This is a genomic window from Flavobacterium sp. (genome assembly GCF_043780635.1).
GTDB lineage: Bacteria > Bacteroidota > Bacteroidia > Flavobacteriales > Flavobacteriaceae > Flavobacterium.
On the sequence record NZ_JAYWCK010000137.1, the window covers coordinates 17612 to 28011 of the forward strand.

A 10400-nucleotide genomic window follows, 5' to 3' on the forward strand; every position below is an offset into this window, starting at 1 on the left:
AGTTATTTATTCATAATATCAACCTCAATTTCACGAGCAGTTTCGATGCGAATGGCAAGATGAGAACCATTTATATTCAAATATAAAGGATCGCCAAAAGGTGCAATTTGGAGCAATTCGACCGTATTTCCGGGCAAACAACCCATTTCCAATAATTTTAACGGAATGATGTCAGCATCAAAATCTATGATGGTGGCTTTCTCTCCTTTTTTTAAACTGGCAATCGTTGTTTTCAACTTCTTATTTAGATTGATTTTAGATTACAAAAGTACAGATAAAAAAAGAATATAAAATGACAATTATCAGGTTTACTATTTCTCATCTTCCAAAAGCCAATTTATATCTTCGATTAGCCTTTGAATTTCGACTTTATTTGTTCCGTCATAAAAACCACGAACTCGTTTCTTGGAGTCAACAAGCACAAAATTTTCAGTGTGAACCATGTCATAAAGTTCGTCTGGTTTTCCTTGTTTTACGGCCAAAAAGGATTTTCTTGCCATTGTGTAAATTGCTTTTTTGTCGCCAGTAACTAAATTCCATTTGCTGTCATTTACACCATTTATTTTCGCATAATCCTTCAAAACCGAAACGTTGTCAATGTCAGGCATAACGGAGAAGGAAAGCAATTTTACTTTTGGATTATCCAGAAACGCTTTTTGCACATCGACTAAATTAGTTGTCATTTTTGGACAAATGGATCTACAGGTTGTAAAGAAAAAATCGGCAACATAAATTTTGCCTTCATAGTCTTTTTGGGTGATGGTTTTGCCGTTTTGATTGGTAAACGAAAAATCAGCAATACGATGTTTGTTGGCAATATATTGTACTGTAGTGTCCACTAATTCTGGGTTCACATCCGATGGATTAAAAATTGGCAAAGTTTTCGTTGGTTTCAAGGCAAAATAAAACAAGGAAATCACAATGGTAGAAAACACGAGTAATACTCCAAAGAATTTTCGATATTTATAGAAAAATGATTTCATAAAAATGATTTGGTGCAAAAGTACAAAAAGCGTAATTTAAAAACGCTTTCTTTTTATATTTTGGCTTTCCGTATCGAATAATTGACCATATACAAACCGCACAATGTAACCGCACCTCCTATGGCAATTGACATCGTGAGAGGTTCGCCAAAGATTATTGCTCCTAATAAAACCGCAATAATAGGGTTGATATAAGCATAAATACTGCTTATATGAGCTGGTAGATTTTGAAGTGCATAAATAAATGCAATAAAAGTAAGTACAGAACCAAAAATAACCAAATATCCTATTGACAGCCAAGATATCAGAGGAATTGAACTTAAACTAACTGATATTCCTGTTGCACCATTGAATGCAAATATAAAAAGACTGGATAAGAACATCTGTATTCCTAAACTAAAATAGGGATTAAAACTGGCCGCTTTTTTCTTAGTGTATAAAGTTCCAAAAGCCCATGTTATTGTTGCCATTACTGATAATATTATTCCAAATCTAAAATCAGGAATCAAAAAATCACTCAAATGATTGTAGAAAATTACGCAAACTCCACCAAAACTTATTATTAGTCCAAAAAAGGCTAATCGCGCTAATTTTTCACCTCGAAATAGGCAAATTATGACTACCCATAAAGGTACAAGAGCACCAATAATTGCTCCCAATCCGCTACTGATGTATTTTACTCCCCAAGTGCTCAGACCATTGCTCAAAACAAAATTAAGAATACTCAATATGACAATTGTTTTCCATTGTTTGCCTTTCGGCCAAGGCGTTTTTTTATACAAAAAGTAACATAAATAAAGCGAACCACCAATGAATTGCCGAATACCGGCAAGCTGCAAAGCTGGCATATGTTTTACGCCCTCTTTTGATGCAATCCAGGTTGTTCCCCAAAAAAAGCAGACAAAGCACAAGGCAATTATGGGCAAACCTATCGAGTTTACTTTAGTTGAAACGGCATTTTTTATTTTAGTTCTCAATTTATAAATTGGGTTTTGAAAAGGTATATCCCAAAACATTTTCGAGTTTTGAACTCAAAATTGTTTTTCCAAAAGCAGGGTTTTCATAATTAAATTCGGGTGGAACCAAGTTCAAATCTTTAGCTTTTTGAGTGTAATATTCTTTCCGGCCGGGATGAAAAGGAGTTACAGCATTAAAGGTTTCGTTCCAAGAATTTTTTCGAAGAATCTTCAGAATTATGCCAATGCAATCGTCTTGATGAATCAAATTTATAGGTGCGTCCGGGTTTTCAAGATTGGTTCGTCCGGCGAGAAAATGTATCGGATGACGGTCTTCACCAATCAATCCGCCAAAGCGAAGAATGGTAGTTTTAAAGTTGGAATTGCTTTGCAAAAGTTGCTCGGCTAGTACTAATTGTCTGCCACTTTCCGTTTCTGGACAGGTTTTAGTTTCCTCCGTCACACTGAGCGCAGTCGAAGTGTCACCATATACTGATGTTGAACTGATGAAAAGCACATTTTCGATTGTGGATTTTTCTATAAATGGGATTAAGGTTTTGATTTTTACAACGAAATCTTCTTTACTATTTCCTCTTAATTTTGGTGGAATATCGATAATTAAGGTTTTGCTTCCGTTTAAGAAAACTTCAATATCTCCCGAAACACTTTTGCTGTTAAGTGCAATTAAAAAAGGCTGAATTCCCAAGTTTTCTAAAACCTGAAGCTTCCCATTTGATGTCGTCGAACCGTTTATGGAAAGTCCATTTTCAAGCAAGGCTTTCGCCAAAGGCAAACCTAACCAACCGCAACCCAAAATACTAATTTGTGTCATTATGAATAAAATAGAGTCGTCAAAAGTAGTTTAAATAATGGAGTAAATATTGAGTAATCGTTCAGTTTTGGCTTCGTTGTTAGTGATAAGTGCGAAATGAAATTCTAGCTGTATTGTGCTGGCTTTATTTCAATATTTTTGCGTAATCTTCGGGTTTTGTTTTATTAAAGAAATATTTTTCTCCTGTCATATCGATAAAATGGTCATATTTAGCATTCTTGACTTTATAATATTGTCCATCTACACTTACATTTCCTCCAAATCCACAATCATTTCCACCATTTACGGTTTTAATAGTTAATTTGTCACCATTGAAAACAAGTGAAAAGTTACAAGCATTATCATTTTCTTCAAATCTAACATAATATATTCCCTTGTTAGATTTTATCTTAACTCTATCATAAAGATTACCCATATTGTAAGATGGCGCTCCTCTAGAAATATCGATGAAAAACAAGATAGAATCATCAGATTCAGGATATACGGTTATCTGTCCAGATGGACCTTTTTCAGGACTATCTCCATACTTATAAACTCCAGCATATTTATTTGTCTGAAGATTATTATCTGTTATCTCTTTTATTTTATATGTTTGAAAACTTAAGTTCAGGAAAACCATCAAAATAATTATTACGGTAATTTGATTTCTTTTCATTTCTATTTACAGGATTTTTTAACTTTCAAACAACTCGTATATACCAGCCACAAAAGGTATGGCTCTTCAGCAAATATAACTATTAATTTACACTTGAAATTGAATCATTTGAAATTGAGTTTTTATTATTTTTTGTAGCCAATTTGCTTACGTTCCTTTTGCACTACTTCTTTCTCATCTTTTTTGATGAGGTAATTTAAGGCTTCATAAATATCACTAAATTTTTTGTCGTATTTGGTTTCTATTTCCAATAATTTAGCATTAAATTCCTTGTGTTCCAAAGCATATCTCCTTATCATAACAAAAGTTCGCATAATGGCAATATTCACATTTATTGCTACATCCGAATTTAAAATTCCGCTGAGCATTGCTACTCCTTGTTCGGTAAAGGCAAAAGGTGTTACAATTACGTTTCTTTTATTTTGGTATGCGGTCACAATTTGTGACCGCATACTTTCCCATTCTTCAATAGTTAGTCGAAACATAAAATCGACAGGAAATCTCTTCACATTCCTTTTGACAGCTTGGTTTAAAACCTTAGTTTCTATTTCATAAAGAATTGCTAAATCAAAGTCAAGTATGACTTTTTGGCGGCGAATATCATATATTTTGGATTGTAAAGTCGCTACTTGCATATAAAAGGGAAATGGGTTTTCAGCGAATATAGTCAATAATTTCCTACTTAAATTGTATTTCTAAAATTTATATACAATCACAATTTGTGATCCCATATTATGGTTTTTTCAAACTGTCTTTCACAACCGCTACACTATCTTTTTTGACAGCATATTGCATTCTGGAGTTCAAAGGTTTTACTTCAACTATTTTCGCACTTGGTTTTATTTTTTGTTTAATTACAACAGCGTCATTCAAAACATACGGTGTTGGCATCATCCAATTGGCTCTTTTTGCCATCGAAAACAGGGGATTATTCATCAAATCGAAGGAACTTTCAAATAAATCCAAATCTAAAACGCTTAAAGCAGGAATACTAAATTCGATTTCCAGCGGCAGTTGATCAACGACATAATAACTCAACAATTTTTTGTCTTTGCGCTCGTATTTTGAAGTTTTTTGACCTAAAAGAGTCATTCCATTGGCTTTGAAATTTTGGATTTCTAGATTTTCATTGGCAAAAACATCGTAACGATTTACTTTTCTGTTTGGCGTAATTCGTATTTTTAAATAACGATTGGCACCAACAACGCTGTCTTTCAAAAACTCGATTGTTGGTTTTGCAATTTCTTTCATTGGCGCATCAGCCATAAAACTATATCCAGTTTTGTATTTGCTAGGTAATGGAATTGAGTTTAATTCTTTAGCCCCTTTTGGGTTTTCTCCCAAATAAGCTTTTGTCCATTCATCAAGATTGGTGTCATAAGATGCCCAATAGGCCTTGTTTTTATCAGCATCCAGAATATAGACCAAACTATTTGATTTGGCTTTCCCCAATTCATAATCGGAAAAATAATGCGCTTTTGCAAAAAAACCAAATGCAACCATAAACAATAGTAACGACGACATTCCTTTTCGTGTAAACGAGCCAAAAATCGGTAGCAATAAACCAAAAGCCAACGCAGTAAGAATAGCACTTCCAACGAGTATTTTTAATCCCAAACCTATTGGAAACATTTCAATAAAAGGCGCAATAATCAGCAATGAGGGAATGCTTAGAAAGAGATTCAGTTTCCAATTGGATTTTTGGGTAAGTACAAAAGAAGCCAACATAATCAATCCTGCATAAACTGGAATTATCAAAAATCCAGCTCCTTTTAGGAAGAATGCAATCAATCCATTGACGAGAATCCAAATAAATAATGGCGCAATGAAATGGTTCATCGTCACTTTTTTGATAGAGAAACGTTGGTAAAAAGCAAAACAAATTGACAAACTCAACAATACGAAAGCCGCAATATAATCGTGGCCATTATAAGTGAATCCGTTGAGTAAATCGTTGTATTGTGGATAGACTTTTAGCAATAATTTCCATCCAAAAAAGGTAACTAATCCTGAACAGATTATTGAACTTAAAAAAGGTATAAATCCTCTCCAAATTTCTTTGCCGATTATAATTCGTTTGCCAATTCCTATGAATATTAAAATTAGTAAGAGCACAAAAGCGATGATGACCATTGGTAAAACCCAGCTAAAAGGATAGCTTATAAAAGTAAAAGGAATCGTGAAATAGACATAATCTTCGGTAGCTTGGGTTGTGTTTAAATTAGCATTCGAAAAATAATTCAATAATGGCATTAAATATTCTCCTTGATGTGCCAAGGTATTTTTGTCTAAATGATTAGCATCATCCTGAATTGTGTGATAATTGTAATGACTATCAATAAAAGCAAAATTGTACCCTTGAATATTGCCTTCTTTTCTAAAAACTGTCAAATCAGTATCGTTAGGCAACATTTTGTAAATGCTGTACATTAAAGAATTTGAAACTGGAAATTTTGGATTTGCTGCAGCGAATTCTTTTACCAATCCAGCATTTCCTGAATTGGTTTCCATAAACATATAACCTGGTCCTGAAGAACCTCTGGCTTCAAAATTTAGCACTACGCCAACTTCTTTTGCCCAATGGTGTTGCGTTACAAAAAGTGCTGCGCCATTTAACCCTAGTTCTTCGCCATCCGAAAATAAAATAATAATGTCGTTTTTGTGGGGTGTTTTATTATTTATAAAAGCGCGAACACTTTCCAAAATTGTTGCTACACCAGAGCCATCATCGCTCGCTCCGTGAGAAAAAGAATGCGGTGCGCTGTCGTAATGTGAAAGTAACAGCAATGCTTTGTCACTGTTTGTCCCATCTATTCGAGATAAGATATTCTTGCTTTTGGTCAAGATTCCATTTTCAGTGAAAGAAAAACCCTCCTGAAGGGAAGTTTCCAAACCCATTTTTTGCAATTCTTTTACCAAATAATTGGCAACAACCTCGTGATTTTCAGAACCCACAAAATGAGGTTCTTTCGAAATATTTTTCACTTGTTCCAAAGCTCTTTCGGTTGAAAATTCCGAAAGCGGAACTTCTTCATCAGATGTCCATTGTGGCATCAATGTGAAGAAAATAAATCCAAGGATTCCTAGGATAAATAGTGTTGATAAAATGGAGGAATAACTTTTTTTCATTGGGTTCTAAATTTCTTTTTTGACAAGCATATAATAATCATCTTCCAGTGCGCGATAGCCTTGGTCATAAACAAAAAAGTAGGTGTTTCCTGTTTTAGTTTCTAAAATATTTGTAAAAAATTCAAAATCAAAACCCTTGCTCAAAAGTTTTGATTTTGTGGTTTTGCCTTTTCCATCGACATTCAAGGCTGAAAGAATGCGGTAATTCTTGCGCAATTTGTTGTTAACATTGCGCATAAAATTAGTGCTGTCTTTGTTTATTTTGTTGTTGTAGGCATTGCGACAGCCATCGCTGCAAAACTTTTTGTCTTCGCGGCCTACAATTTTGTCTCCACATTCAAGGCAGGTTTTAGTCATAGCTTTTTGTTTTTCTTAAAATTGACCTTTGTTTATTAAAGCTTGGTATATATGTGCCAAATGATGGTTGCAATGCCAAGCATAAAGCCCAATTATTTCGTCTAAACAAGATGTTTTGTTGTTTGCCGGATGAATAAATTGTTTCTTTAATTCCTTTTCTCCAAAGCTTTTTAGAAGCAAAGCCCAACGAGAATGTACGCCTTCGATTATTTGAATGGATGGTAAAATATTGTCCGATTTACTATCTGCGAGTTCGGCCCATTTTGCTTCTTGATACGGTTTTATGGTTGGAACATCTTCGGTCAAAGCCAATTTGAATCGGATGAAACTATTCATATGACTATCTGCGCAATGATGTACCACTTGTTTTATTGACCAGCCTTCTGGGCGATAAACCCAATGCAATTCTTCGACAGAAAGGTTGGAGGTCAGGTGCATAATTTTAATTGGAAAATTTTGAATGACTTCTATCCAGATTTTCAAATCATTCTCTGTTATTGAATCCGGTTTTTGAAATCTTCCTATCGGGAATTTTAGTTTTTCGAGATTGAAATTGTTTTCCATTATGTTTTATTAATTCTATTGATTTCATATAAATCTGTTCTTCGGTCTTTCAGGATTCGAGCACTTCCGTGTTCGTGAAGTTCTTTCAGTAAATTTAAATCTACATCTACGATTAAGGTCATTTCGGTATTAGTGGTTGCTTCTGCTTTTATCCCGGTACTTGGAAAAGCAAAATCAGATGGCGTAAACACCGCAGTTTGCGCATATTGAATGTCCATATTGTTTACTTTTGGAAGATTTCCAACACATCCGGCAATAGCTACATAGCATTCGTTTTCGATGGCTCGGGCTTGAGAGCAATGTCTTACCCTTACGTAGCCACTTTGTGTATCTGTTAAAAATGGCACAAATAAAATATTCATTTCCTCATCGGCCAAGAGTCGGGAGAGTTCTGGAAATTCTACATCATAGCAAATCATGATACCTATTTTTCCGCAATCGGTATCAAAAGTTTTAATTTGTGAGCCGCCTTTCATTCCCCAATGCATTACTTCATTTGGGGTAACGTGAATTTTATAATACATTTCGGAAGTTCCGTCTCTTTTGCAAAGAAATCCAACATTGTACAAAGTGCCGTTTTCTAAGAAAGGCATGCTTCCTGAAATGATATTGATGTTGTAAGAAATGGCAAATTCCTGAAATTTTTTTCGAATAGGGTCTGCATATTTCGCAAGTTCCCTGATGGCTTCTGGCTCCGATAAATGATTATAATCCGCCATCAATGGAGCTATAAACAACTCGGGGAAAACGGCAAAATCACTTTTATAACCAGATACGGCATCAATAAAAAATTCGGCTTGTTCGAACAAAGCGTCTAAGTTTGCCAACGGACGCATTTGCCATTGGATTAATCCAAGTCTGATGATGCTTTTTGTGGTATTTATAAGTACCGGACTTTCATCATAATAAATATTGTTCCATTCTAATAATACTGCAAATTCTTTTGAGTCTAAGTCTCCTTCCAGATAGTTTTTCATAATTCTCATTACGTGAAAATCATTGCTCAATTGAAAGGAAAGCACAGGGTCGTGCAATTCTTTTCGTTTTACTTTATCGATGTATTTTTTTGGTGTCAGTTTTTTGGAGTGTTCGTTGTAATTTGGAATTCTTCCTGCAAAAACGATGGCTTTTAAATTCAGTTTTTCGCATAATTCTTTTCGGGCGTCATACAATCTTCTTCCAAGACGCAATCCTCTATAATCAGGGTTGATAAACACATCAATTCCATATAAAATTTCACCTTTTGGGTTGTGTGTTGAGAAAGTGTAATTTCCTGTTATTTTTGCGTAATTAGGGTTTTTATCAACTAAAACTTCATCCAGAATTAAAGATAAGGCGGCGCCAACAACTTTTCCGTCTGCTATAATAACTAATTGTCCTTCAGGAAATCTTTCCAATAAATTTTCGATATCTGGTTCTTTCCAGTAGGAATCTTCCAACTCTGGATAGGCCATTTTCATTGACTTTTTCAGCTCCTTGTAATCTTCAATTTGCAGATTTCTTAATTCTACTTTCTTTATTTTGGTTTGCATAAGTTTTTGATATACAACAAATATAGATAATAAATTTCCATTTACAAACGGTTACAAATAGTTACAACCGAAAGTAAGTAGTTATATACCGAATAAATTTTTAGAGTCATCGCATCTTTGCCCTGTTGATTTGAAAGAACAATTCAACATAACGTTTACTAACAATTTAAATTTACACGCCATGAATGCAATGAAAAACACAGTACAGTTAATCGGAAACGTAGGTAACGATCCAGAAATCAAAAATCTTGATGGAGGAAAAAAAGTAGCCAATTTGACAATCGCCACAAACGATAGTTACAAAAATGACAAAGGAGAAAAAGTGGAACAAACCGAATGGCACAAAGTAGTAGCCTGGGGAAAAACTGCCGAAATCATCGAAAAATATGTAACCAAAGGTCTTCAAATTGCCATCGAAGGAAAATTAACTCACAGAAGTTACGACGATAAAAATGGAGAAAAAAGATATATTACTGAAGTTGTCGCGAATGATGTACTTCTTTTAGGAAAATAAATTCAAGATTTTTTATGTAACAAAAGGTTTCCGGAAACGGGAGCCTTTTTTATTTATTCATCAATTCCTGAAAACAATCCACGAATTGTCCCACGTGATAACCATCCATCAAACCGTGATGCACGTGAATTGACATCGAAATGGTTCTTTTGCCATTATTGTCAATCATCATTTTCCCAAAAGAAATTTTAGGGCAACTATCCGGAAAAGTATAACTTCTGGCATGAGAAAGCGAAGTGATATTTATCCAAGGTATTGCCGAAAAATGAATCAAATTATCACTTGGAAATTCTCTGGTGAAAAGTCCTGGAGTATTTTTTATTCTTTCTATTTCCTGGAATGCGTTTTTTGCAAAAACATCAAAATTAGCAGAATATTCGATCAATGAAAACCCAAAAGTTTTGTCTTCTCGCATTATCGTCGCTGACACATCAATTGTATCGTAGATGTAAATTTCATTGTCAATTATTCGATAACGAAATGATTCAATAGTGTTTACGGCAACGATGGTTTTGTGCAAATAATACACAAAAAAGGAAGTTCCTAATTGTTTTGCGGTTTCATATCCTTTCGAGCAATCGATGGTTGTGGTAATTCCGAAAAAAGGTTCTTCCATTTGTTTAAAAAACAAAAAATGTTCTTTTCGGTTCCAGTTTTCTAAGTCTAAAAGGGTTTTCACTGTTTTGGGTAAAATTTAATTATTCAAAAGTACAGCAATTCTTTTAATTTTTGTTGACCTGCTTTTTAAGTTTGTAATTAACATTTTTCAGAATGAGACAAAAAAAAGCCCTAAAAGAAATTTCCTTTAGGGCTTTTATGGGATAAATAGAGCAGTTTATTTTATCATAAAAGTAACTTTTCTAACTAATTTTCTAGCG

Annotated in this window: 12 protein-coding genes; 1 reads left to right on the top strand and 11 read right to left on the bottom strand. The window is 34.1% G+C overall.

Annotated features, from left to right (window positions below):
- Positions 1 to 2: 2 nt before the first annotated feature.
- The 10 genes from ACH2BV_RS12475 to ACH2BV_RS12520 all read right to left on the bottom strand — a co-directional run bounded on the left by ACH2BV_RS12475 (position 3) and on the right by ACH2BV_RS12520 (position 9008).
- Entirely contained in the window at positions 3 to 236 is a 234-nt protein-coding gene (locus ACH2BV_RS12475; protein WP_395051058.1) for a ferrous iron transport protein A, read from the bottom strand.
- A 75-nt stretch (positions 237 to 311) separates the two neighbouring features.
- Positions 312 to 983: an SCO family protein gene (locus tag ACH2BV_RS12480; protein WP_395051059.1), complete on the bottom strand. Its 672-nt coding sequence runs from the start codon at positions 981 to 983 to the stop codon at positions 312 to 314.
- Positions 984 to 1036: 53 nt separating this feature from the next.
- The gene (locus tag ACH2BV_RS12485) at positions 1037 to 1999 is read right to left on the bottom strand and encodes a DMT family transporter (RefSeq protein ID WP_395051060.1); all 963 of its coding nucleotides are present in this window, start codon (positions 1997 to 1999) and stop codon (positions 1037 to 1039) included.
- On the bottom strand, positions 1962 to 2771 hold the full coding sequence (locus tag ACH2BV_RS12490; protein ID WP_395051061.1) for an SDR family NAD(P)-dependent oxidoreductase: 810 nt from the start codon (positions 2769 to 2771) through the stop codon (positions 1962 to 1964). The genes ACH2BV_RS12485 and ACH2BV_RS12490 overlap by 38 nt, the downstream gene beginning before the upstream one ends.
- 124 nt (positions 2772 to 2895) lie before the next feature.
- On the bottom strand, positions 2896 to 3426 hold the full coding sequence (locus ACH2BV_RS12495) for a hypothetical protein (protein WP_395051062.1): 531 nt from the start codon (positions 3424 to 3426) through the stop codon (positions 2896 to 2898).
- Positions 3427 to 3551: 125 nt separating this feature from the next.
- Complete coding sequence (locus ACH2BV_RS12500) at positions 3552 to 4061, bottom strand: ORF6N domain-containing protein (protein WP_395051063.1); 510 nt, start codon at positions 4059 to 4061, stop codon at positions 3552 to 3554.
- A 97-nt stretch (positions 4062 to 4158) separates the two neighbouring features.
- Complete coding sequence (locus ACH2BV_RS12505) at positions 4159 to 6555, bottom strand: M28 family peptidase (protein ID WP_395051064.1); 2397 nt, start codon at positions 6553 to 6555, stop codon at positions 4159 to 4161.
- A 6-nt stretch (positions 6556 to 6561) separates the two neighbouring features.
- Positions 6562 to 6912, bottom strand: a complete 351-nt coding sequence (locus ACH2BV_RS12510; RefSeq protein WP_395051065.1) for a hypothetical protein — start codon at positions 6910 to 6912, stop codon at positions 6562 to 6564.
- A gap of 15 nt (positions 6913 to 6927) precedes the next feature.
- Positions 6928 to 7476, bottom strand: a complete 549-nt coding sequence (locus ACH2BV_RS12515; protein ID WP_395051066.1) for a YfiT family bacillithiol transferase — start codon at positions 7474 to 7476, stop codon at positions 6928 to 6930.
- A complete protein-coding gene (locus tag ACH2BV_RS12520) occupies positions 7476 to 9008 on the bottom strand; it encodes a GNAT family N-acetyltransferase (protein WP_395051067.1) in 1533 nt (510 codons plus the stop codon). Before ACH2BV_RS12520 ends, ACH2BV_RS12515 begins: the two co-directional genes overlap by 1 nt.
- Before the next feature lie 181 nt (positions 9009 to 9189).
- Between ACH2BV_RS12520 and ACH2BV_RS12525 the strand changes: the two genes are divergently transcribed.
- Positions 9190 to 9522 (top strand): single-stranded DNA-binding protein, encoded by a 333-nt coding sequence (locus ACH2BV_RS12525; RefSeq protein WP_395051068.1) that lies wholly within the window; start codon positions 9190 to 9192, stop codon positions 9520 to 9522.
- Positions 9523 to 9571: 49 nt separating this feature from the next.
- On the opposite strand, the gene ACH2BV_RS12530 is transcribed toward ACH2BV_RS12525, so the two are convergent.
- Positions 9572 to 10201 carry a CatA-like O-acetyltransferase gene (locus ACH2BV_RS12530; RefSeq protein ID WP_395051069.1) on the bottom strand — a complete coding sequence of 210 codons (630 nt, stop codon included), beginning with the start codon at positions 10199 to 10201 and terminating at the stop codon, positions 9572 to 9574.
- Positions 10202 to 10400: the final 199 nt, after the last annotated feature.